Raw genomic sequence first — 20811 nt, 5'->3', positions numbered from 1 at the left:
TCGGCCGCCTCGGCACGCAGCAACTCGAGACTGGCCCGCGGGGGCACGTTCGGCTGCTGACTCACCCCTCCAGCGTACGCGGCGCCAGGATGCGCAGGATCAGATCCAGTCGTCGTCGTCGCGGCCGAGTTCCGCGACGATGCGATTCAGGTCCTGGATCGTCGAGAAGTCGATTCTGATCTGGCCTTTTCGTGCCGAGAGTGCGATCTTCACCGTTGTGTTGAGTCGGTCGCCGAGCTTGTCGGCCATCTCGTCGAGGTGTGCCCGCCGTGCGCCCGGCTGCGGTGCCGTGGTGCGGATCCGGCCCGACCCGCTGTGCTTGGCGGCTGTTTCGGCCGCACGCACGGAGAGGTCTTCGTTGACGATCTTGTCGGCCAGCCATGCCATCGCGCCGGGGTCGTCGAGGGAGAGGATCGCGCGGGCGTGGCCGGCGCTCAGTACGCCCGCCGCGACGCGCTGCTGCACTGCGAGGGGAAGTTTGAGCAACCGGATCGTGTTGCTGATCTGTGGCCGCGACCGGCCGATGCGCACGGACAGCTCTTCCTGGGTGATGCCGAAGTCGTCGAGCAGCTGCTGGTACGCCGAGGCCTCTTCGAGCGGATTGAGCTGGGAGCGGTGGAGGTTTTCCAGCAGCGCGTCGCGCAGCATGACGTCGTCGGCGGTCTCGCGGACGATCGCGGGGATCGTGGCGAGGCCGGCATCCCTCGCCGCGCGGGTGCGGCGCTCGCCCATGATGAGTTCGTACGCGCCGTCGCCGTTCTTGCGCACCACGACCGGCTGGAGCACGCCGAACTCGCGCACACTGTGGACGAGTTCGGCGAGGTCGTCGGAGTCGAAGTGGGTGCGCGGTTGCCGCGGGTTCGGCACGATCTCGTGGGGATCGATCTGGATGAGCCGCGCTCCCGGCACCGTGACCAACTCGGCGAGGTCGGCCGCGTCCTCCGCTGGGCCCACCACGTCGGCGCCGGCGCCGTTGTTCGCACCTCCGCCGGGGAAGAACACATCCACCGGCCGAAGTTCGGTGGCCTCGGTGGTGGGGATGAGTGCGCCGATGCCTCGTCCCAATCCGGTGCGTTTGGCCATCAGGGTGCTCCTTCTTCGTGGTGAACCTCGTGTCCCCGTTGGACCATTTCGACCGCCGCCTCCCGGTAGGCGAGCGCGCCCACCGATGTCGGGTCGTACGCGATCACCGTCTGGCCGAAACTCGGTGCCTCCGAAATGCGAACCGAGCGCGGGATGACCGTGTGCAGCACCTGCGGCGCGAAGTGGCGGCGAACTTCGTCGGCGACCTGCTGGGCCAGCCGGGTGCGGCCGTCGAACATCGTGAGCAGGATGGTCGAGAGTGTGAGGCCGGGGTTGAGGTGCTTCTGGATCATCTGCACACTTCCGAGCAGCTGACTGAGCCCTTCGAGCGCGTAGTACTCGCACTGGATCGGGATCATCAGCTCTTTCGCCGCCGTGAAGGCGTTGATGGTGAGCAGTCCCAGCGACGGTGGGCAGTCGATCAGGATGACATCCGGCGGCGCCTCGACGACCTGCAGGTAGTCGGTGATGGCGGTGCGCAGCCGGTGTTCCCGAGCCACCTGTGTTGCCATCTCGATTTCTGCTCCTGCCAGGTGAATTGTGCTCGGTGCGCACAACAGGAGCGGCGACTCCGGGCTGGTCTGGACGATCTCGGCGAGGGGGAACTCATCGATCAGCACGTCGTACACGCTGGGCGTGTCGGCACTGTGCGGCACACCTAGCGCGGTCGACGCGTTGCCCTGCGGATCGAGGTCGATGACAAGCACCCGGGCACCGTGTGCGGCCAGGGCTGCGGCCAGGTTCACCGTCGAGGTGGTCTTACCCACGCCGCCCTTCTGGTTGGACACCGTGATGATGCGCGTGTCTCCCGAGAACGTCAGGTGGACCGCGTCAAGGGCTTCGCGACGGGAGGGGAGGTCTGCGCCGTCATTCCGCGAGGACGCGTCGGCGACGGAGGTGGATGTTGCTGACAGCGCGTTCTCCGGTTCCGTCACAGGTGCTCCTATCCTCGCGGGGTTGACCCCCTCTACTTTAGGTGACCCCCACGACAGCGCTGACCATCTCCACACCCGGACACGCCGATCATTCCCGGGCCCCGGGCAGCCGTCGACCGCAGACGTCACCTCGTTCTCTGGTCACGTTTCACGTGAAACGGCGACGTATCCCGTCGCACCGTTCGTACTGACAACCCCTCATCCCGTGTGCCGCCCCGCGACATGCGCGGTGTCGGTACAGCAGGCGTTTCACGTGAAACGGCCACGATGTCGTCGGACTCGCCTTCCGCCCATCCCACTGTTCCCGTGTCGGTCCCGTGACTCCCTCGTTGCCGTAGCTTGTGACCATCCGCGTGCGAAACCGAGACCGCGCACCGATGATGGGTCCTCGTGCGTGGTGGCGTCAGCGCGGGGTGCTTCGGTTCGCCTGGACGTTCCCGCAGCCATGTTTCACGTGAAACGCTCGCATTCACGACGAGTGTGGCGCGCCAAAGCACGTGCCGTAGGCGATCGCGACGACGAGCTCTGGCGGAAGAGCGTGTCGTGACGACCTCGTAGCTGACCTCGGCTGATGCACCGCGCGAACGTAGCCACCGCGGGACACGTGCGGCGTTGCACGTGAAACACGGATCATCCACGACGCGACCCACACGACCGAGCACCATACAATGCCGACGGTCGGTGTCACCCTTGAAGCACACACTGCGCCAACGAGGTCGCGGGCTCTCACACGACACCCTTGGTACGCACATGCGTCGACTGCAGCGTTTCACGTGAAACATCGGTCTTCGACGACACCCATCGCTGTACCTGCGCGGACGCCGCGTGCCGTTTCACGTGAAACGGGACACCTCAACGAGGCGCGCAGACTGGCCCAGTTCTCCGCCTCGGCAGCGATGCCGAGAAGGAAGCACCAAAGTCGCGGGGCCGTCTCAGCGCACGTGTCGAGGACGTACAACCCGCACTATACGCAAGACTCGTCCCGCGCCCTTCGTTTCACGTGAAACACACTCGTTCTCGGCGCGCTGCGCGTGCGCACCATGACCTCGTGCCGGCGAGCACTGCCACCTCTCATATCCATGCACTGACCGTCATCACGTGCAGAGGTGCTCGACGTCATCGCCAGCGAACGTGGCGCATTTCCTTGGCGCGACGCATACGGGTGCCGTTTCACGTGAAACACTGCCAGCCCCTGACGTCGCGCGTACACAATCACACGTGTGACGGGTCGCACGCGACCCCCTGTCGCCTCTGCCCCCGACAGCGCGACAATAGTCTGAGGGTCGACCATCGAACGTCAAGCATTTCCCTTGTCGCAAGGCGCACCGATGCTGCTTCACGTGAAACACCCGCAGCCCCATGACATCGCCTGCGCATACCAGCCAGCATCGGGGATCGCCCGCGACAGGCGGCGACCCCCGCGCCCACGCCCGTGCGGAACAACCGGCATCAGAGGTTGCCCGCGTCGGTCCGCGCACCCCCTGCTCACGCCCGTGAAACAACAACTTGCGCGTAAACCCCATCCCCATCAGATGTCGGCTTCCTCCACTCGGATCGGCGCGCCGAACGCGTTTCACGTGAAACATCGCCAGCCCATGACACCGTCCGTGCGGAACAACAAGCATCGGGGGTCGCCCGAAACGGCCGGTGAACGCGTGCTCGCGCTTGCGACACAACCACCCGCAGGTCAAGGCCATCGCCACCGAACGTCGGCGATCGCCGGCGAGACACCGCGAACCCTCGCCGTTTCACGTGAAACACCGCGGGACCTGTACAGTGCCCGCGCGAAACAAGAGACAGTCGACGTCCCTGAGTGCGCGCACGCGCGACTGATCACCGCGTCGATCAGGCCTGCGTCGAAAGGCCAGGCGGATGCGCGGTGCTCGCGCCAGCGAGGTGTGGCACCCTCTCCGTGTTTCACGTGAAACGGGCCTTGCGTACGGAGTCACGAGCTCAGGCAGAGCTTCCCCACGATGACCCGACCCATGAGTGCCGCGCCTCGGCGGACACCGCCAATCACGTGGCTCTCCACGAGGCCACCGGTGGTCAGTCACCGAGCCGGCCCTTCCGTCGGCACAACGGACCCGCCCGACGCACGCGACGTGATCCGCCGGATTGACTGCTATGGGGGACCGCACCAGAGCAGCGATCAGGGCAAGGGGAGTCAGTCTCGGGGGACCCAGTTTCGGGGCGACTCAGCTGCTCCGAGTCCGAACAGACCGAAGACGTAGGTAACTCCCAGATCAGATCGATCAAATGTAGCATCCGGAAGGATGACAATCACCGAACAGTCGCACGCACCACCCGGGTCGGCTCCTCGAGGAAACCTCCACCCACCGACTCCACCCGCACGTCCGAGAGCCCGAACCGACGAACCTGCTTCGCCGCGGCGGTGATCTCGTTCGCCGCATTCGCGCCCTTGAGCAGCACCAGTTCGCCGCCGTCGCGGACCAGCGGTGCCGTCACCGGGATCAGTGTGCGCAGGGCGCTCACCGCCCGAGCCGTCACGGCGTCGAGAACCGGACCCTCCGGCCAGTCCTCCGCACGGGAGCGCACGACCTCGACGTTCGCCAGCCCGAGGGCGGTCACTTGCTCACTGAGCCAGGTCGTCCGACGCCCGATCGGCTCGATCAGCACCCACTCCACGTCGGGACGCGCGATGGCGAGCACGAGCCCCGGCAACCCGGCGCCCGAACCGACATCACCCACGCGACCACGGAACAACGGCGCGACAACAGCACTGTTCAGGAGATGGCGCGACCACAACCGGGGCAATTCTTGGGGGCCGATCAACCCGCGCAGTTCACCGTTGTCGGCCAGGGCCGTCGCGAATCTCCGCGCACGATCAATGCCCTCACCGAAGACCCGCGCGGCCGCCGCGGGTTCCGTCTCGGTCAGCGGTGTTTCACGTGGAACGTCATCCACGGCGCACGACGGTGTGGCGATCAGACCCCTCACCGTACGATTCGGACACCAGCCCGCGGTCGGCCACGATGTCGTGAACGAGCTTGCGCTCGTAGCTCGACATCGACGGCAACGATGCTTGGGACGCGCCGTCATCCAGTCGCGCGATAGCGGCATCCACCAACTTCTCCAACTGAACGTGGCGTGCATCGCGGGAGCCACCGACATCGAGGATCAGGCGGGAGAAACGCCCGGTCTTCGCCTGCACCGCGATCCGGGTGAGCTCCTGCAGCGCTTGCACGGTGTCGGGATTCGAGAGCACCGACAGCGACCCGTCACCGTCCTCCTCAACGGCAACATACGCACGCCCCGATCGCGTATCAAGTGCCAGGTCACCGCCAATATCGGCGATGTCGAGCAGACCCTCGATGAAGTCGGCGGCGATGTCGCCTTCCTCTTCGAGCTGTTCGTCGGAGGGAGGTGTGCGATCGGTCGTCGCGGACGGGTCAGTCATGATCTGCCTTCGCTTTTGTCGTGTCGTGGTGAGCCGCCATCACGCGCCGTTGTCGCTCTCAGGCTTGTTCTTCTGCTGCTTCTTCGCGCGCTTCTTGCTCATCGGCTGCTGGCGCTTCGGAGCCTGTTCCTTGGCCTTCTGCGCCTCCTCGTACAACCGCTGCTGCTCGGCCTGGTATTTGTCCATCGGAACGATCTTGCCGTCGGCGGTGAGCGCCTTGCCCTTCCGGGCCAACCGCTCCTCGCGCTCCTTCGCCGCCTCGGAACCGGGCGTCGGGAGGTTGCGGATGACGATGAACTGCTGCGCCATCGTCCACAGGTTGCTGACGAACCAGTAGATGACCACGCCCAGCGGGAAGAACACCCCCGAGAAGATGAACGCCAGCGGCAACACGTAGAGCATGATCCGCTGCATCTGGTACGCCTGACCTGTCTTGGCCTCGGGCGACAGGTTCTTCGAAATGATCTGCAGCTGCGTGATGAACTGCGACCCGATCATCAGCACGACCAGGATGATGAGGATCACGACCGTGGCCATCTGACCCTGGTTGATCGCGTCGATCATGTTGGTGTGCAACGGGGCGACGTCGAACAGCTGCGCGTCGTAGAACTGCTTGGTCAGCTCGGGGCTCAGCAGCCCCACACCGCCGACGCCCCACTCGGCATGACGCTTGACGTCGCTCAACGTGTAGAACATGCCGAGAAGGATCGGCATCTGTACCAGCAGCGGCAGACAGCTCGACACCGGCGTGGTGCCGTGCTTCTTGTAGAGCGCCATCGTCTCGCGGCTCATCGCCTCACGCGAAAGCTGATCGCGCTTGCCGCGATACTTCTCCTGAACCTTCTTCAGTTCCGGAGCGATCTCCATCATCTTCCGCTGACTCTTGATCTGCCGCACGAACAGCGGAATCAACGCTGCCCGCACCACAATCACAAGGCCGACGATCGACAGGACCCAGGTGGCGCCGGCAGCCTCGGGCAGACCGAGAGACGTCAGCAGCCAGTGCCAGAAGACGAGCAACGCCTCCACGAGCCACTTGAACGGCCACATAAGGATGCTGAAGAAGTCCGCACCGTCACCGGGAGCCGGGGTCGTGGGTGTCGGAACCGCCGGTGTCGGAGTGGCGGAGAACACGTACGACAACACCGACAGCGGAGTCTCGGTGAGAAGATTCGGCACGGAATCAGTCCTTTCTGGGGGGCACGACGAACCCGTGCGGAGTCAGTTGGTGACGAAATCGCTTGTGGGGCGGAACATCGTCGATGCCACCGGCTGCCCAGGGATGACAGCGGACGACACGCGCAACACTGAGCGCGGCACCCTTGACGACGCCGTGCTGCTGGACCGCACCCACGGCGTACGCCGAGCAGGTGGGATAGAACTTGCACACGTCGCCGTACAGATGCGAGACCGTCGCGCGATAGGCGTGCAACAGCCCCAGCAACGCGTTGCGCGGCAGCAGCGGCACCGCCTGCCACACCGTCGACGACGTCAGGTGGCCCTCGCCGAGAGCAGAGGCCGGCAGCGTCGTGGTCCTCACGTCGCCGCCCTCCGCGACAGGCAGCGGGAGACCTCCGCGCGCAACGTCTCGAAATCCGCCGTCGCAGCGCCGGGAAGAGCGCGCACCACGACGTCGGATCCGGCACTCACGCCCGGCAACGCCTCCGCGCACACCGCCTTGAGCCGACGACGCACCGTGTTGCGGATCACCGCACCACCCACTTGCTTGCTCACGATGAAGCCGAACCGCGCCGGCTGCGAGGACCGCGTCGACGACACGTACGTCACCGTGTTGCGAGCGGCACACTTGCCACCCCCGCGCACGACGGCTCGATAATCCGTACCGCGAGTCAACCGGTTCCCGCGCGCCAGCACTGTGACGAAAAGGTCAGGCAGAGAGCTCGCTGCGCCCCTTGGCGCGGCGAGCGGACAGGATGGCGCGGCCGGCGCGAGTGCGCATGCGCGCGCGGAAACCGTGCTTCTTCGCGCGACGGCGGTTGTTGGGCTGGAACGTACGCTTGCTCATGAGGATCACTCCGGATCGTGCATCACCGGAACGCTACAGGCCGGAGACACTGACAACAGGGATTGCCCGTGCGGGCAGAAGTCAACCGACTAAGGGTACGTCGACTCACCCACGAACTCAAACCGACACCACCGGCGCGCCATTATGCACACCTGCAACCCCACCCTGGCGAGGACACGCTGTGGACGCCTACAGTGGATTTGTTCCCGTGCACGCGCCTCGTTAGCGTGGCACGGATAAGTTCTGTCCACTCGGTGTGTCCCTGCCCACAACGGCAACGATCCCGCACACACCGACACTCTTCTGCTGGGGGTGCCATGTCGCAGCGCGACACTCCAGACGTTCCCGTCTGGACCGCCGTGCTCGACTGGCTCGGCACCGACGAGCGCGTGACCCCGCAGCTCCAGGGCTTCTTGAACCTGGCCGTCGCGCAAGGCGTCATGAGTGGCACCCTCTACCTCGACGTCCCGAACGATCTCACCGCCGCACAGTTCAACACGCGACTGCGCGCGCCGATCATGGAGGCCCTCGCAAGCGTCGAGGCCGAGCCCGCCGCGAGCGCGTTCCGCGTCGTGGTCAATCCGGAACTCGCCGACGCCCACCTCACCGCGCCGATCCCGGTGCAGACCATGCAGACGGTGCCGCCGACGACCATCCCGCGCCACCTACCCGAAGAGATGCGCGAAACGGCATCCACCGCCTCGCGCAGTGACACCCGGCTCAATCCGAAGTACACATTCGACAACTTCGTCATCGGTCAGTCCAACAGATTCGCCCACGCCGCAGCCGTTGCCGTCGCCGAAGCGCCCGCCAAGGCATATAACCCGTTGTTCATCTACGGCGATTCCGGACTGGGCAAGACCCATCTCCTGCACGCGATCGGCGACTACGCCATCAACCTGTACGCGGGCATCAAGGTGCGATATGTGTCGAGCGAGGAATTCACGAACGACTTCATCAACTCGATCGCCAACAACCGGGGTTCGGCGTTCCAAGCCCGCTACCGCGACGTCGACATCCTGCTGATCGACGACATCCAGTTCCTGCAGGGGCGCGCCGAGACCCAAGAGGCGTTCTTCCACACGTTCAACACCCTCCACGACCACGACAAGCAGGTGGTGATCACCAGCGACGTGCCGCCTCGCCACCTCACCGGGTTCGAGGACCGGATGCGGAGCCGGTTCGAGTGGGGCCTCATCACCGATGTGCAGGCACCCGACCTCGAGACCCGTATCGCCATTCTCCGAAAAAAGGCGCAGTCCGAACGGCTTCACGTTCCGGACGAGGTACTCGAGTACATCGCCACGAAGGTCTCGTCCAACATCCGCGAACTGGAGGGCGCCCTTATCCGGGTGTCGGCATTCGCGAGCCTCAACCGTTCCACCCTCGACATCTCCCTGGCCAAGACGGTGCTGCGTGACATCGTCGATCAGGACGACGCCAACATCATCTCCCCGACCGACATCATCGGCGCCACGGCGGACTACTTCCGTCTGACCGTCGACGACCTCTACGGGTCGAGCAGATCACAGGCCGTCGCGACCGCACGGCAGATCGCCATGTACCTGTGCCGGGAACGAACGAGTCTGTCGCTGCCGAAGATCGGCCAGCTCTTCGGCAACCGCGACCACACCACCGTCATGTACGCGTACAAGAAGATCAGCGAGCTCATGAAAGAGCGGCGCTCCATTTACAACCAGGTCTCCGACATCACGACGCAACTGGGCCGCGTCGGCCGCTGACCCCATTCCGACCCGCCACCGCCCCCGTTCGGGCGGCTTTCGACACGCGTTTACACAGTGTGGACAGCCTGTGGATAACTTCGCGTCGCCCGTGCGGTTCTGTGAACGCGGCGGCATGTTCTGTGGATGACAGTGTGGGGACGATTTCCCCCAGGAATTCAACGTTCTGTCCCCATCCGCAACCCGCTCACAACTTACACGCGTGTGGTTTCCGTGCGCCGACAGCGATCGCCCGAGTTATCCACAGTTTCCACAGCGGTTAACACCATGACAAACAGAACATGAACAACAAGGGGCATCCGATCACCTCATCCCTGTCGGGCCGCACCGATCCGCTCGCGAAGCGTTGGCTGTAGGGCACTAGCATGGGAGAGCCTTCGATACTGACAAGGGAGCACTAGTGAAGTTCCACGTGAATCGCGATGTCTTCAGCGAGGCCGTGTCATTTGTCGTCAAGCTCCTGCCGCAGCGAAACCCGCAACCGATTCTTGCCGGTGTGCTGATCGAGGCATCCGAGGCCGGGCTCTCTCTCGCCGCCTTCGACTATGAAGCGTCTGCGCGCACCACGATCGAGGCCACGGTCGACGACCCCGGAACGATCCTCGTGCACGGCCGGTTGTTGTCGGAGATCGCCAGCCGCCTTCCGAATGCTCCGATTCAGATCGAGGTCGACGAGGGCGGCGGCGTGCTCCTGACGTGTGGGTCGGCCCGCTTCACCCTGGCGTCGATGCCGGTGCAGGAGTACCCGGCCATCCCCGAAGTCACGGGGGATTCGGGACTGGTCCCGGCCGAGGATTTCGCCACCGCGATTGCCCAGGTCGCTTTCGCCGCCTCGCGCGACGACGTTACTCCGGTGCTGACGGGTGTTCAGCTGGAGGTGGCCGGCACCGAACTGAGCCTGGTCGCCACGGATCGCTACCGGGTGGCGTTGCGAGACATCCCGTGGGACGGCGGCGCAGTCTCGGGTGACGAGTCGACCACCGCCCTCGTTCCCGCCCGCACCCTCACCGAGGTCGGCAAGACGTTCGCGCACTCCGGTGACATCCAGGTGTCGTTCTCGGGATCGGGCGACCGTGAGATCATCGCGTTCACCGCGGGGAACAAGACGGTGACCTCTCTGCTGATCAAAGGCAACTTCCCGCCGGTGCGGCGGCTGTTCCCCGAGCAGACCGATCACTACGCCGTCGTGAACACGGCGGACCTCACCGAAGCCGTGCGCCGCGTGGCCCTCGTGCTCGACCGGTCGGCGCCGCTGCGGTTCACGTTCGGGCCGGACGGTGTCTCGATGGATGCCTCCGGCACGGAGCAGGCCCAGGCCACCGAGTCGGTCGATGCCACGCTCACCGGCGAGGAGGTCACGCTCGGCCTGAACCCGCAGTATCTGCTGGAGGCCCTGGCCGCGGTGCGCAGCGAATTCACGCGGGTCACGTTCACGTCGAGTGAGAACGCGAACAAGCTCAGCCCCATTCTCGTGACGGCGCAGACCTCCGGTGGGCCCGAGAGCTTCAAGTACCTCCTGCAGCCGAACCTGCTGCTGCGCTGACGTTCACCGGTCAGACGGCGTCGGTGCGCCGGAATAGGCTGGATCGGTGATCGTGGAGCAGCTCAGCCTCGTCGACTTCCGCAACTATGCGGCCGCCGACGTGGCTCTGGCTCCGGGGCCGAACGTCTTCGTGGGGCGCAACGGCCAGGGCAAGACCAATCTGGCGGAGGCGATCGGCTACCTCGCCACGCTGGGTTCGCACCGGGTCTCGCAAGACGCCCCGATGGTGCGCGACGGTGCGGATGCCGCCATCGTCCGCGCCCGGCTCGCCCACGGCGAACGGCGTGTGCTGCTGGAGACGCAGATCAATCGGTCGGGGTCCAACAAAGCTCGCGTGAACGGGTCGCCGGTGAAGTCGGCCGAGTTGCCGCGCCATGCCCATGTGGTGCTGTTCGCCCCCGAGGACCTGCAGATCGTCCGCGGCGACCCCGCCGGCCGGCGCCGCTCCGCCGACCAGCTGCTGATTCAGCGATCACCGCGCATGTCGGCGGTGATCGCCGACTACGAACGCGTTCTGAAACAGCGCAACGCCCTCCTCAAGTCGGCGCGGGCCCGCGGAATGCGGGCCGAATCGCTCAGCACCCTCGACGTGTGGGACGACAAGCTGGTGCAGCTGGGCACCGAGGTCATCCGCGCGCGGTGCGCGCTGGCCGTCGACCTCGCCGCGCCATCGCGTGACGCGTACACGACCATCGCCGGCGCTGATCACGGTGCGTCGGCGGAATGGATGCTGTCGGTGGCCGGGGCCGACCCGGAAGACTCCCTCGAGGATGCCGCGGTGACCGATCGCGCCGACGAGGGCGTCGTTCCCGACCGTGACAGTGTGACCCACTCGTTCCGTGCCGCGCTCGTCGCCAAACGCTCGAACGAACTGGAACGCGGTGTGACCCTCGTGGGCCCGCACCGGGACGATCTGGTGCTGCGCCTGCGCGATCTGCCGGTGCGCGGGTACGCCTCGCACGGGGAGTCGTGGTCGGTCGCGCTGTCGTTGCGGCTCGCGTCGGCCCACCTGTTGCGCGCCCAATCGGCCCTCGGCGACCCGATTCTCATTCTCGACGACGTCTTCGCCGAACTCGACGCCGATCGGCGCACGCGTCTGGCAGCCGTCGCCGCCGACTTCGAGCAGGTCATCGTCACCGCGGCCGTCGAGGCCGACGTCCCCGGTGCGTTGCGCGCCCGGACGGTGCAGGTCGCCGCCGGCACCATCCTGCAGCCGGATGCCGGGGCCACCGCGTCCGGGGTCCTCCCGGCGCCCGGCGAGGGGCCCGCGGAATGACCGACGAACGCCCCAGCGAAACGGTCGCCACCTACCTGCGTCTGCGCGGTCTGCAGCCCTCTGCCTGGGCGAAGCGCCGGCGCACCCGGCGCGCCGGCGATGAGGATAAGCAGCCGTTCACCCCGGGCCGCGACCCGCACGGTGTCGGGGACGTGCTCGCCGACCTCACCCGGGACGCCGGCTGGGATCCGCAGTTGGCCAGGGAGGACCTCGTGCGGCAGTGGCGCGACGTCGCGGGTGAAGAGACAGCGCGTCACGCCGAACCGGTTGCCCTCGGCGACGGCATCCTCACGGTGCAATGCGATTCCACGGCGTGGGCCAAGAACCTCTCGCTGATGCGCGGGACCATCGTCACCGAGATTCTGAAGCGTTTCCCGGATGCCGGCGTCGACAGCATCCGTTTCGTCGGACCGGACGTCCCCTCGTGGAAATGGGGCCCCAGAGCCGTTCCAGGCCGTGGTCCTCGCGATACCTACGGGTGACCCAACAACGGAGATAGCCGACTCCCGTTTATCGCGGCACAGGGCCGTATAACGCTGAGAGAGCGCTGCCAACCGGTAGACTGTCACGGTCCACCACAACCGACCCGGGAGCCGTTCACGAGAGCCATGACGCCTGAATCTTCTGACAGCGCTTCCGAGGCGAGCGAACCGGCCACCCCCACCGTCCCGTCCGAATACGGCGCCGACGCGATCCAGGTGCTCGAAGGACTCGAAGCCGTCCGCAAACGTCCCGGCATGTACATCGGCTCCACCGGGGAGCGCGGCCTGCATCACCTCGTATACGAGATCATCGACAACGCGGTCGACGAAGCGCTCGCCGGGTACTGCGACACGATCGAGGTCACGATTCTCGCCGACGGCGGTGTGCGCGTGTTCGACAACGGTCGCGGCATTCCGGTGGACCCGCACGCCTCGGACCCCACGAAGTCCACGGTCGAAGTCGTGCTCACGGTGTTGCACGCCGGCGGCAAGTTCGGCGGCGGCGGGTATGCCGTCTCGGGCGGCCTGCACGGTGTCGGCTCGTCGGTCGTGAACGCGCTGTCGAGCCGATTCGAGGTCGAGATCAAGCGCCAGGGTCACGTGTGGCGTCAGTCGTATTCGCGTGGCGGCACCCCGGACGGCCCGCTCGTGAAGGGCGAGGCCACCGAACAGACCGGCACGATCGTCACGTTCTGGCCCGATGCCGAGATCTTCGAGACCGTCGACTTCGACTACGACACGCTGCGCACCCGGTTCCAGCAGACGGCGTTCCTCAACAAGGGCCTGCGGATCACGCTGGCCGACCTCCGCCCGGCATCCGCGTATGTCATCGATCACGAGGACGGCACGGCGGAACAGAAGCAGCCCGCCGACGACTTCCTGTACGAGCGCGGCCTCGTCGATTACGTCGAGTACCTCAACAAGGTGCGTAAGGCCGATGTCGTCAACGACGAGATCATCGAGGTCGAATCCGAGGACCCGGCCCGGCACATCTCACTGGAACTGGCGATGCAGTGGACCACCAGTTACACCGAGAACGTCTTCACGTTCGCGAACACCATCAACACCCACGAGGGCGGTACGCATGAAGAGGGATTCCGGGCGGCGCTGACGACATACGTCAACAAGTACGCCCGTGAGAAGGGCATCCTGAAGGACAAGGATGACAACCTCACCGGCGACGACATCCGGGAAGGCTTGACCGCGGTCATCTCGGTCAAGCTGTCCGAACCCCAGTTCGAGGGACAGACCAAGACCAAGCTCGGCAACACCGAAGCGAAGGCCTTCGTGCAGAAGGTGGTCGGCGACCAGCTCACCGACTGGCTCGACCGCAACCCCGCGCAGGCCAAGCGCGTCATCATGAAGGCGTTCGACGCCGCGACGGCGCGGCTGGCCGCCCGCAAGGCCCGCGAGACCGCGCGCCGCAAGAGCGTTTTCGAGTCGGCATCCATGCCCGACAAGCTCAAGGACTGCACCAGCAAGGACCCGTCCATCAGCGAGATCTTCCTGGTCGAGGGCGACTCCGCTGGCGGATCGGCCGTGAGCGGACGCGACCCGGAACGCCAGGCGATCCTGTCGCTGCGCGGCAAGATCCTCAACGTCGAGAAGGCCCGGCTCGATCGCGCGCTCGGCAACAACGAGATCCAGGCGATGATCTCGGCGTTCGGCACCGGCATCGGCGAGGACTTCGACGTCGAGAAGGCCCGGTACCACAAGATCGTGCTCATGGCAGATGCCGATGTCGACGGCCAGCACATCACGACGCTGCTGTTGACGCTGCTGTTCCGGTACATGCGCGGCCTCATCGAGGCGGGATACGTGTACCTCGCCCAGCCTCCGCTGTACCGCTTGAAGTGGACCAACAGCGACCACGAGTACGTGTACAGCGACCGGGAGCGCGACGCGCTGCTCACCGACGGGGTCGCCGCCGGCAAGCGCATCCCGAAGGACAACGGCGTGCAACGCTACAAGGGTCTGGGCGAGATGAACGCCAAGGAACTGTGGGAGACCACGATGGACCCCACGACACGCACACTGAAACAGGTCACGGTGGACGACGCCGCCACCGCCGACGAGATCTTCTCGGTGCTGATGGGCGACGACGTGGAGGCGCGACGCGGGTTCATCCAGCGCAACGCCAAGGACGTGCGGTTCCTGGACATTTGAGAGACACGGATTCATGACAGACGAAGAACGTCCCGACCCCACCGCCGGGTACGCGCACGGCAACATCGACCAGGTCGACCTCCAGGTCGAGATGCAGCGCAGCTACCTCGACTACGCCATGAGCGTCATCGTCGGGCGGGCGCTGCCCGACGTGCGCGACGGGCTGAAGCCGGTGCACCGCCGCGTCATCTACGGCATGTACGACGGCGGGTACCGCCCCGACAAGAGCTACTCGAAGTGCGCGCGCATCGTCGGCGACGTCATGGGTCAGTTCCACCCGCACGGCGACTCCGCCATCTACGACGCGCTGGTGCGTTTGGTGCAGCCGTGGTCGCTGCGGTATCCGCTCGCCGACGGTCAGGGCAACTTCGGCTCCCCCGGCAACATGGGGGCTGCCGCTCCCCGGTACACCGAGACCAAGATGGCCCAGCTGGCCATGGAGATGGTCCGCGACATCGACGAGGACACCGTCGATTTCGAGGAGAACTACGACGGCCGCACCCAGGAGCCGACGGTGCTGCCGGCGCGGTTCCCGAACCTGCTCGTCAACGGATCCGTCGGCATCGCCGTCGGTATGGCCACCAATATCCCGCCGCACAATCTGCGGGAGGTCGCCGCCGGCGCGCTGTGGGCACTCGAGCATCCCGACGCCACGCGTGACGAGCTGCTGGATGCCCTGATGGAGCGCATCCCGGGGCCGGACTTCCCGACCGGGGCGCAGATCCTCGGCACGAAGGGGGTCCGCGAGGCGTACCGCACCGGTCGCGGGTCAATCACGATGCGTGCCGTCGTCAACGTCGAGGAGATCCAGGGGCGCACGTGCCTCGTGGTCACCGAGTTGCCGTACCAGGTCAACCCCGACAACGTCTCGGCGAAGATTCGCGATCTGGCACGAGACGGCAAGCTGACCGGCATCGCCGACATCCGCGACGAGACCAGCGACCGCACCGGTATGCGGCTGGTGGTCGTGCTCAAGCGCGACGCGGTCGCCAAGGTCGTGCTCAACAACCTCTACAAGCACACACAGCTGCAGGAGAACTTCGGCGCGAACATGCTGGCGATCGTCGACGGCGTGCCGCGCACGCTGCCGCTGGACGGATTCGTCAGCTATTGGGTCGACCACCAGATCGACGTCATCGTGCGTCGCACGCAGTATCGGCTGCGTGAGGCCGAGAAGCGCATGCACATCCTGCGCGGATACCTGAAGGCGCTCGACGCGCTCGACGAGGTGATCGCGCTCATCCGCCGCTCGCCCACCGTCGACGAGGCGCGCGAGGGGGTGAAGACCCTGCTGGTCATCGACACCGACCAGGCCGACGCGATCCTGCAGATGCAGTTGCGGCGCCTCGCTGCGCTGGAACGTCAGAAGATCATCGACGAGGCCACCGAACTCGAAGCGAAGATCGCCGACTACAACGACATCCTCGCCACCCCGGGCCGTCAGCGCGACATCATCCGCGACGAGCTCACCGGCATCGTGGACCGCTTCGGCGACGAACGGCGCACCCACATCCTGCCCGGTTTCGACGGCGACATGTCGATGGAAGATCTCATCCCCGAGGAAGAGGTCGTCGTCACCGTCACCCGCGGCGGGTACATCAAGCGCACGCGTAGCGACAACTACCGGTCGCAGCATCGCGGCGGCAAGGGAGTGAAGGGCGCGCAGTTGCGCGCGGATGACGTCGTCGAGCACTTCTTCGTGACGACGACGCACCACTGGCTGCTGTTCTTCACGACGAAGGGCCGGGTGTACCGGGCGAAGGCGTACGAGGTGCCCGAGGGCGGCCGCGACGCGAAGGGCCAGCACGTCGCGAACCTGCTGGCGTTGCAACCGGGTGAGGACATCGCGCAGATCCTCGACATCCGCGACTACGAGGTGGCGACGTACCTCGTGCTCGCGACGCGCGACGGGAAGATCAAGAAGACCGCTCTCGCCGACTACGACACCAACCGGCAGGGCGGGGTCATCGCGATCCGGCTGCGGGGTCAGGAGCTCGAGGACGGCGGTGACGAACTGGTCAGCGCGCTCCTGGTCGATGAGACCGACGACATCCTGCTGATCTCGCGGCACGGCATGTCGCTGCGGTTCACCGCCGACGACGAGTCGCTGCGCCCGATGGGCCGGGCGACCGAGGGCGTGAAGGGCATGTCGTTCCGCGGCGACGACACGCTACTGTCGGCGTCGGTGGTCACTGAGGGTAGCTACGTCTTCGTGGTCACTGAGGGCGGGTACGCCAAGCGGACGGACGTGGATCAGTACCGTCTGCAGGGGCGCGGCGGCCTCGGCATCAAGGTCGCCAAGCTCAACGACGACCGCGGCGTCCTCGCCGGCGGGTTGATCGTCGGCTCGGACGACGAGGTGCTCGTCGTCATGGAGGGCGGCAAGGTCGTGCGGTCGGCGGTCGCGGAGGTTCCCGCGAAGGGTCGTGACACGATGGGCGTCGTCTTCGCCCGTCCCGACGACGGTGACCGCATCCTGGCGATCGCGCGTAACGTGGAACGGGGCCTGGGGCACACGGATGCGGAGTCCACCGACAACGCTCAGCCAGCACCGGATAATGTAGCCACGCCGAACGCCCCCGAAGAGAGTGAAGCCGACTCATGAGCACGGTTGCCGACAAGCTCGCCAAGAAGTCGTCGAGTACGACCAGTTCCAAGCAGGTGCGCCTGCGCCTGGTGTACGTGGACTTCTGGTCGGCGGTGAAGATCTCGTTCCTCACCGCTGTCGCGATGGCGATCGTCACCGTGGTGTCGGTGTTCCTCATCTACATGGTGCTGCGCACCACCAACCTCCTGGCGCGGCTGGACGAGGTGGTCGTGGCGTTCACCGACGGCACGTTCCTGCTGGAGGAGTTCCTCAGCCTGCCGCAGGTGATGTCGTTCGCGGCGATCGTGGCGATCTTGAACCTCGTGGTCGTGACGGTGCTGGGCGCGGTGATCGCCGGCATCTACAACATGATGGTGAAGGTCAGCGGCGGTCTCCTGGTCGGTTTCACCTCGAACTGACGGTACCGGCGCCGGAGGGATCAGGCGACGGTCGTTCCCATCAGCATGCCGATCACGAGTGTGGCCGTCAGTGCGAGCGCACCGCCGATGACCAGTCGGAGGGTGGCTCGTAGCCACGGTGCCCCGCCGAGGCGCGCAGACACGGCGCCGGTGACGGCGAGGGCCGCGAGCACCGAGACGAACGTCACCGGGATGCGGGCCGCTTCCGGCGGCAGCAGGATCGCCAGGAGCGGCAGCAGCGCGCCGATCGTGAACGCGATCGCCGACGATATCGCGGCTTGCCAGGGGCTGACGAGGTCTTCCTGGTCGATGCCGAGTTCGATCTGCAGGTGCGCGCCGAGGGCGTCGTGCGCCGTGAGTTCCTCGGCCACGGCGCGCGCGGTGTGTTCGGAGAGGCCGCGCTGACGGTAGAGCTCGGTGAGTTCGTCGAGCTCCTCCTCGGGCATCTCCTTGAGTTCGCGGCGTTCCTTCGCGATGAGCGCGTGCTCGCTGTCGCGCTGGCTGGACACCGACACGTACTCTCCGAGTGCCATTGAGATCGCGCCGCCGACCAGTCCGGCGACACCGGCGGTGAGGATGGCGGGGGTCGCGGTCGTGGCGCCAGCGACACCGACGACGAGGGCGGCCGTCGACACGATGCCGTCGTTGGCGCCGAGCACGCCGGCGCGCAGCCAGTTCAGTCGTTGGTTGATGCCGCCCGCGTGCGGCTCGTTGTCATGTGTCGGGCCCACCATGTCGCCATCCTGCCTCAGGTGAACGCATTTCGTGAAACCCGCCGCGTCGGGTAAAGTCTTGGAGGTTGACGGCACTGTCGTCGGCACCCTTTCGGGGCTATAGCTCAGGCGGTTAGAGCGCTTCACTGATAATGAAGAGGTCCCAGGTTCAAGTCCTGGTAGCCCCACCCTTCACCCGTCTCTCATCGCGGGGAGACCAGAAACGTCTCCCGGTTCCCGCACGCCTCGGGAACGTAGCCCCCGTCCGGGAGACCGTACCCGCCGCCGAGCGAGATCGGGTCGCCGTCGAGATAGGACTCGCCCCGCCAGGTCAGCCGGCGCGAGTCTTCGTCCCACGCGATGTCGCCCGAAGGAAAGACGGGGACGGCGGCCTCGCCGGCGCCGCCGTCCACGACGACGCAGCCGCCGCTCAGCCGGAGTGTGCCCGTCAGTAGGGCGTCCATCCCGAGATCGGGCGTCGGGTAGACCGCGACCGGGCCCGACGAGGGCACCGCCGACACGGCGCAGCCCGCCGTCGCCAGCATCGGGGCGAGGAGGACGGTGCAGACGCGAGCGGCGCGGGTCACCCGGCTGAGGTTAGCCGGTCGGTGCCTCTCGGTCCAGGTCACCCGTGGGCGGGGCGGCATCGCGGCGGACGGTCAGCAGGAACACGCTGTCGTCGATCGCGGCCACGGAGTGCCGCTCCGGCGGGATCGGCAGGAGGTGCCCCGCGCCGAGTTCCCACGCGCGATCCTGCCCTTGCAGGCGGATGCGGCCGCTCAGCACCTGCAGCGTGGCCTCCGGCGGGCTGTCGTGCGCGGCCAGTTCGGCTCCGGCGACGAGCGCGAGCAGGTTCTGCCGCAACAGGCCCGCACCGCTGTGCACGGCGCGTGCTGCCCGCCCGGCCGACGCGGCCCGTGCCGCGGCGAGCATGTCGCCGGCGAGCGCCGCAAGGTCCACCGGCTCCGGTGTCGAGGGTCTGGTCATCCGCTCTTCCCTTCTGGGCGATGAGTTTCACCGGTTCCCACTCCACCGCCTCGGCATCCGTGCGAATCCGGCTCGGTCATCAGGCCTCTCAACGCAGCGAACGGACTGCCCGCGCGATACGAGCTCTGCTGCGCGACCACCTTATCCACGTAGTGTGGGTCATAACGGGACCTCCGCGAGCAAGGAGCACCATGTCCGAGAACTCCCCGCCCCCTGCCGGTGACCCGGACGGCATCCGCGAGGTGGATGTGCGGACCGTTCCCCGTGAGCGACGCCACCGGCTGATTCTCGACGCGTACCACCAGCTCGCGGTCGGACAGTCGCTCCTGCTCATCAACGACCATGAGCCGCGCCACCTGCGCGATGAGTTCGACCGCGACCTCGGCGGTTCGTTCGCCTGGGACGCCGAGTCGGCGCGCCCCGGTGCCGACGCCGTCCAGGTGCGGATCACCAAGCGTGCCCGCACGGCGCTTCCCCGCGTCGTCGCGGACACCGCTGCGCTCGCGGCACTCGCGGATGCCGCCGGGTCGATCTGGCAGCTCGATCCCGCGCACCGCGACCTCGACTCCAACGTCATCGCGTTGCCGCCGGGCGGGGAGATCCGGCGGCACGACGGCCCTGATCTTGATGTCCTCATCCTCATCCTCGCCGGGGACGGTGTACTCGAGACCGAACGCGAGCCGATCGTGCTCACGCCGGGGGAACTGATCTGGCTGCCCCGTACGGCGACCCGCCGCTTCCGCGCGGGGGCGGACGGCATCCGCTACCTCACGGTGCACCAGCGCAAACCGACCCTGAACATCAGCGCCCCGCCCCGCAGTCCCGGGTGACGATCACACCGGTTCGGTGGTGCGGATGAGGCCGCAGTTCACGCACGACCAGGCGACGAGGAACCGCTCGTCGTCGAGGATCTCAAACCGCAGGTTGTCGCTGCACGTCGGACAGACCAGCTGGTTGCGCGTTCGGCTCGTCACTGTTCGAGGCTATCCGTGTCGACCGCTGTCGGGGCCGGCATCCTTCTGCGCATCGCTCGGGAGACGGCGGATCGTGTCGAGGTCCAAGTCGGTGGCGGTCTGGTTCTCGATGCGGATCTTCAGCATCGCGGTGGCGATCCACACCGAGATGAGCACCGGCAGCAGGAGGACGAGAACCGCCGCGGGGTCGAGGACGGAGCCGACCAGTTTCCGTAGTTCGTGGGTCAGGGTCGCGTCACCGAGGAATCCGGTCTTCGAGTCGATCTGACCGACTACCACCTGGTACACCGTGAGGTAGATCAGCGACCACTGGATGTAGTACTCGATGATCGCGAGTCGTTCGTGGGTGACGCGGAGTTGGTGCATCACAGGCCGGGCGATGAGAAACAGCGCCACACCCCCGGCAACCACGACGACCAGCGTGCCCAGCAGCACGCCGACCTGCACGCCGAGTGCGTTG

The 20811-nt window shown here is 66.4% G+C and carries 21 protein-coding genes and 1 tRNA gene; 9 read left to right on the top strand and 13 right to left on the bottom strand.

The features are described from left to right. Nucleotides 1–99 precede the first annotated feature (99 nt). The 8 genes from ACK5KK_RS01595 to rpmH all read right to left on the bottom strand — a co-directional run bounded on the left by ACK5KK_RS01595 (nucleotide 100) and on the right by rpmH (nucleotide 7462). Complete coding sequence (locus ACK5KK_RS01595) at nucleotides 100–1083, bottom strand: ParB/RepB/Spo0J family partition protein (protein WP_416888338.1); 984 nt, start codon at nucleotides 1081–1083, stop codon at nucleotides 100–102. Then, nucleotides 1083–2018, bottom strand: coding sequence for a ParA family protein (locus ACK5KK_RS01590; protein ID WP_416888337.1), 936 nt, complete (start codon nucleotides 2016–2018; stop codon nucleotides 1083–1085). The genes ACK5KK_RS01595 and ACK5KK_RS01590 overlap by 1 nt, the downstream gene beginning before the upstream one ends. A gap of 2280 nt (nucleotides 2019–4298) precedes the next feature. Next, a complete protein-coding gene (gene rsmG, locus ACK5KK_RS01585; protein WP_416888336.1) occupies nucleotides 4299–4943 on the bottom strand; it encodes a 16S rRNA (guanine(527)-N(7))-methyltransferase RsmG in 645 nt (214 codons plus the stop codon). Continuing rightward, the gene (locus tag ACK5KK_RS01580; RefSeq protein WP_416888335.1) at nucleotides 4936–5436 is read right to left on the bottom strand and encodes a protein jag; all 501 of its coding nucleotides are present in this window, start codon (nucleotides 5434–5436) and stop codon (nucleotides 4936–4938) included. Before ACK5KK_RS01580 ends, rsmG begins: the two co-directional genes overlap by 8 nt. A gap of 39 nt (nucleotides 5437–5475) precedes the next feature. Beyond that, nucleotides 5476–6579, bottom strand: a complete 1104-nt coding sequence (gene yidC / locus ACK5KK_RS01575; protein ID WP_416888340.1) for a membrane protein insertase YidC — start codon at nucleotides 6577–6579, stop codon at nucleotides 5476–5478. Between the two features lie 40 nt (nucleotides 6580–6619). Further along, nucleotides 6620–6976, bottom strand: coding sequence for a membrane protein insertion efficiency factor YidD (yidD, locus tag ACK5KK_RS01570; RefSeq protein ID WP_416888334.1), 357 nt, complete (start codon nucleotides 6974–6976; stop codon nucleotides 6620–6622). Next, complete coding sequence (gene rnpA / locus ACK5KK_RS01565; protein WP_416888333.1) at nucleotides 6973–7311, bottom strand: ribonuclease P protein component; 339 nt, start codon at nucleotides 7309–7311, stop codon at nucleotides 6973–6975. Before rnpA ends, yidD begins: the two co-directional genes overlap by 4 nt. 13 nt (nucleotides 7312–7324) lie before the next feature. Next, nucleotides 7325–7462, bottom strand: a complete 138-nt coding sequence (gene rpmH / locus ACK5KK_RS01560) for a 50S ribosomal protein L34 (protein WP_193597422.1) — start codon at nucleotides 7460–7462, stop codon at nucleotides 7325–7327. A gap of 359 nt (nucleotides 7463–7821) precedes the next feature. Here rpmH and dnaA point away from each other — a divergent pair, with 359 nt between their 5' ends. From dnaA to ACK5KK_RS01525, 7 genes are all read left to right on the top strand, one after another. After that, on the top strand, nucleotides 7822–9204 hold the full coding sequence (dnaA, locus tag ACK5KK_RS01555) for a chromosomal replication initiator protein DnaA (RefSeq protein ID WP_416888339.1): 1383 nt from the start codon (nucleotides 7822–7824) through the stop codon (nucleotides 9202–9204). 400 nt (nucleotides 9205–9604) lie between these two features. Then, on the top strand, nucleotides 9605–10747 hold the full coding sequence (gene dnaN, locus ACK5KK_RS01550; protein WP_416888332.1) for a DNA polymerase III subunit beta: 1143 nt from the start codon (nucleotides 9605–9607) through the stop codon (nucleotides 10745–10747). Between the two features lie 46 nt (nucleotides 10748–10793). Next, complete coding sequence (recF, locus tag ACK5KK_RS01545) at nucleotides 10794–12023, top strand: DNA replication/repair protein RecF (protein ID WP_416888331.1); 1230 nt, start codon at nucleotides 10794–10796, stop codon at nucleotides 12021–12023. Further along, nucleotides 12020–12505: a DUF721 domain-containing protein gene (locus ACK5KK_RS01540; RefSeq protein WP_416888330.1), complete on the top strand. Its 486-nt coding sequence runs from the start codon at nucleotides 12020–12022 to the stop codon at nucleotides 12503–12505. Before recF ends, ACK5KK_RS01540 begins: the two co-directional genes overlap by 4 nt. A 126-nt stretch (nucleotides 12506–12631) precedes the next feature. Next, nucleotides 12632–14671, top strand: a complete 2040-nt coding sequence (gyrB, locus tag ACK5KK_RS01535; protein WP_416888329.1) for a DNA topoisomerase (ATP-hydrolyzing) subunit B — start codon at nucleotides 12632–12634, stop codon at nucleotides 14669–14671. Between the two features lie 13 nt (nucleotides 14672–14684). Continuing rightward, nucleotides 14685–17276 (top strand): DNA gyrase subunit A, encoded by a 2592-nt coding sequence (gene gyrA / locus ACK5KK_RS01530; protein WP_416888328.1) that lies wholly within the window; start codon nucleotides 14685–14687, stop codon nucleotides 17274–17276. Continuing rightward, nucleotides 17273–17677, top strand: coding sequence for a DUF3566 domain-containing protein (locus ACK5KK_RS01525; protein WP_416888327.1), 405 nt, complete (start codon nucleotides 17273–17275; stop codon nucleotides 17675–17677). Before gyrA ends, ACK5KK_RS01525 begins: the two co-directional genes overlap by 4 nt. Nucleotides 17678–17697: 20 nt before the next feature. Here ACK5KK_RS01525 and ACK5KK_RS01520 read toward each other — a convergent pair whose 3' ends face one another. After that, nucleotides 17698–18411, bottom strand: a complete 714-nt coding sequence (locus ACK5KK_RS01520) for a VIT1/CCC1 transporter family protein (protein WP_416888326.1) — start codon at nucleotides 18409–18411, stop codon at nucleotides 17698–17700. A 93-nt stretch (nucleotides 18412–18504) separates the two neighbouring features. Here ACK5KK_RS01520 and ACK5KK_RS01515 point away from each other — a divergent pair. Then, nucleotides 18505–18578 (top strand) — tRNA-Ile (locus ACK5KK_RS01515). Nucleotides 18579–18593: 15 nt separating this feature from the next. Here ACK5KK_RS01515 and ACK5KK_RS01510 read toward each other — a convergent pair. Next, on the bottom strand, nucleotides 18594–18977 hold the full coding sequence (locus tag ACK5KK_RS01510; RefSeq protein ID WP_416888325.1) for a hypothetical protein: 384 nt from the start codon (nucleotides 18975–18977) through the stop codon (nucleotides 18594–18596). A 10-nt stretch (nucleotides 18978–18987) separates the two neighbouring features. After that, nucleotides 18988–19377, bottom strand: coding sequence for a LuxR family transcriptional regulator (locus tag ACK5KK_RS01505; RefSeq protein WP_416888324.1), 390 nt, complete (start codon nucleotides 19375–19377; stop codon nucleotides 18988–18990). A 191-nt stretch (nucleotides 19378–19568) separates the two neighbouring features. Between ACK5KK_RS01505 and ACK5KK_RS01500 the strand changes: the two genes are divergently transcribed. Then, a complete protein-coding gene (locus tag ACK5KK_RS01500; RefSeq protein ID WP_416888323.1) occupies nucleotides 19569–20207 on the top strand; it encodes a DUF2249 domain-containing protein in 639 nt (212 codons plus the stop codon). Nucleotides 20208–20210: 3 nt separating this feature from the next. On the opposite strand, the gene ACK5KK_RS01495 is transcribed toward ACK5KK_RS01500, so the two are convergent. Beyond that, nucleotides 20211–20351, bottom strand: a complete 141-nt coding sequence (locus ACK5KK_RS01495; RefSeq protein ID WP_416888322.1) for a hypothetical protein — start codon at nucleotides 20349–20351, stop codon at nucleotides 20211–20213. A gap of 9 nt (nucleotides 20352–20360) precedes the next feature. Then, nucleotides 20361–20811, bottom strand: a 451-nt coding sequence (locus ACK5KK_RS01490; RefSeq protein ID WP_416888321.1) for an SA1002 family membrane protein, incomplete at its 5' end; no start/stop codon positions are given.

The organism is Microbacterium sp. (assembly GCF_047972865.1).
Classification (GTDB): Bacteria; Actinomycetota; Actinomycetes; order Actinomycetales; family Microbacteriaceae; genus Microbacterium.
The sequence above is the reverse complement of the archived record's forward strand: the minus strand, read 5'-3'. Positions and strand labels throughout refer to the sequence as shown.

What these genes read in the sequence shown, in the direction of transcription:
- ACK5KK_RS01595 (WP_416888338.1), bottom strand. Translation starts at nt 1,083, where the DNA reads ATGGCCAAACGCACCGGATTGGGACGAGGCATCGGCGCACTCATCCCC.
- ACK5KK_RS01580 (WP_416888335.1), bottom strand. Translation starts at nt 5,436, where the DNA reads ATGACTGACCCGTCCGCGACGACCGATCGCACACCTCCCTCCGACGAA.
- rpmH (WP_193597422.1), bottom strand. Translation starts at nt 7,462, where the DNA reads ATGAGCAAGCGTACGTTCCAGCCCAACAACCGCCGTCGCGCGAAGAAG.
- ACK5KK_RS01540 (WP_416888330.1), top strand. Translation starts at nt 12,020, where the DNA reads ATGACCGACGAACGCCCCAGCGAAACGGTCGCCACCTACCTGCGTCTG.
- gyrB (WP_416888329.1), top strand. Translation starts at nt 12,632, where the DNA reads ATGACGCCTGAATCTTCTGACAGCGCTTCCGAGGCGAGCGAACCGGCC.
- gyrA (WP_416888328.1), top strand. Translation starts at nt 14,685, where the DNA reads ATGACAGACGAAGAACGTCCCGACCCCACCGCCGGGTACGCGCACGGC.
- ACK5KK_RS01525 (WP_416888327.1), top strand. Translation starts at nt 17,273, where the DNA reads ATGAGCACGGTTGCCGACAAGCTCGCCAAGAAGTCGTCGAGTACGACC.
- ACK5KK_RS01520 (WP_416888326.1), bottom strand. Translation starts at nt 18,411, where the DNA reads ATGGTGGGCCCGACACATGACAACGAGCCGCACGCGGGCGGCATCAAC.
- ACK5KK_RS01505 (WP_416888324.1), bottom strand. Translation starts at nt 19,377, where the DNA reads ATGACCAGACCCTCGACACCGGAGCCGGTGGACCTTGCGGCGCTCGCC.
- ACK5KK_RS01500 (WP_416888323.1), top strand. Translation starts at nt 19,569, where the DNA reads ATGTCCGAGAACTCCCCGCCCCCTGCCGGTGACCCGGACGGCATCCGC.